Source organism: Streptomyces sp. NPDC059564, from assembly GCF_042735575.1.
Lineage (GTDB): Bacteria > Actinomycetota > Actinomycetes > Streptomycetales > Streptomycetaceae > Streptomyces.
In genome coordinates, this window is the sequence record NZ_JBHWBP010000694.1 from 1 (window position 1) to 1,322 (window position 1,322).

Genomic DNA, 1,322 nt, shown 5'->3' on the forward strand with positions numbered 1-1,322 from the left:
GGACGGTGCGGGCGAGGCCGTGCGGGGGGCCTCGGTGCCGGGCTCGTCGGAGTCCCCGGCACCCGGGCTGCGGGCGGGCAGCACCGGCATCGCCAGCCCGGGGGGCGCCGCGCCCGGCGCGGGCTCCGCCGCGGGACCGCGCAGCAGGAACACCAGCCCGCCGGCCGAAGCCAGCACGAGCAGCGCGAGAACGGCCAGCGGCAGCCGCCTCCCCCGCCGCCCGGCACCGGCCCCGTCGACGGGCCCGGCCCCCGACGGGGCGGCCGGCGGAGCGGGGAGCGGCGGAGCGGTGACCGGGTCCAGGGGCCAAAGGGGCGTCGTCGCCGGAGACGACGGCGGGGCGAACACCGGCGAGGCCGACGGCGGCGTGCGTCCGGACGGCGCCGTCGGGTGGACCGGGGGCCGGGGTGGGGGCGGTGCGTCGTACCCGGGGTCCCAGGGGGTTGCGCAGGGGCGTGCGAGCAGGTGGTCCTCGGGCGCGGGCCCGGGCTCAGCGGGGTGTGGGGACACGTGGTCTCCCGGCACGGTCGGGGGCCGGTGCGGCGGTGCGGTACCGGCCCCCGTCCCGCCGGTCAGGCCCCACGCCGCCGGGCGGTGGGGGCCGTGCCCGTTCCCGCGGCCGGCGCGGTGGCGCCGCCGGACGGGATCGGGACCGTCGTGTCCGCGCCGGCCGGCGCGGGACCTCCGTGCGGTCCGCCGGACCGTCCGCCCGCCACGGCCCGGGCGGCGCAGGCACCGCCGATGACGGCCGGGCCGAGCGTGGAGCGGACGGATATCGACATTCCAGGTATCTCCGAAGTGCAGCTCATACGGTGCTTCTTGACCCGGGCTTGTAGACCCGGGCTTGTAGACCCGGGCTTCTTGATCGGGCTTCTTGACCGGACTCTTTCCGTCCGGAGCCACTCCGGTCAAGCCGGATGTCCGATCCGCCCGATCCTTCCCTTCTGCGGCGCCGGGGTTGGGGGCGCGGCCCTTCATGGTCCCGCCCGCCGGATCGGTGCGGTGCGCCGCCCTCCCCCGGACAACGGCGCCCCGGTGCGCTTCACCCGGACGCGTGAGGGGCGGCGGGCCGGGCGCTCGGATTGCGGCATGGTGGTGGGATGCAGTTACGCCGGGCCGCTCTGCCCCTCTCCCTCCTGGCGCTCCTCGCGAGCGCCGGCTGCGTCTCCGTCGGCCCGGAGTCCGGCGGTCCGGGCCCGGCGCGTGGATCCGTACCGCCCCTCGACGCGCCCGACACCCCCGACGGGCAGCGGACCGTCGCGCCGCCCGCGCCGCTGCCGCTGGGCGAGCTACCGCACCCGGAGCCGACGCCCGGGCCCCCG

The 1,322-nt window shown here is 79.2% G+C and carries 1 protein-coding gene and 2 pseudogenes; 1 reads left to right on the forward strand and 2 read right to left on the reverse strand.

Annotated features, from left to right (window positions below; genetic code table 11):
- Together ACFV0Q_RS41705 and ACFV0Q_RS41710 are read right to left on the reverse strand one after the other, a co-directional pair.
- Positions 1-510 (reverse strand): annotated as a pseudogene (locus ACFV0Q_RS41705) (hypothetical protein); the annotation flags it as partial.
- Between the two features lie 62 nt (positions 511-572).
- Positions 573-809: a hypothetical protein gene (locus tag ACFV0Q_RS41710; protein ID WP_385013338.1), complete on the reverse strand. Its 237-nt coding sequence runs from the start codon at positions 807-809 to the stop codon at positions 573-575.
- Between the two features lie 291 nt (positions 810-1,100).
- On the opposite strand from ACFV0Q_RS41710, the pseudogene ACFV0Q_RS41715 reads away from it, so the two are divergent.
- Positions 1,101-1,322: pseudogene (locus ACFV0Q_RS41715) on the forward strand (hypothetical protein); the annotation flags it as partial.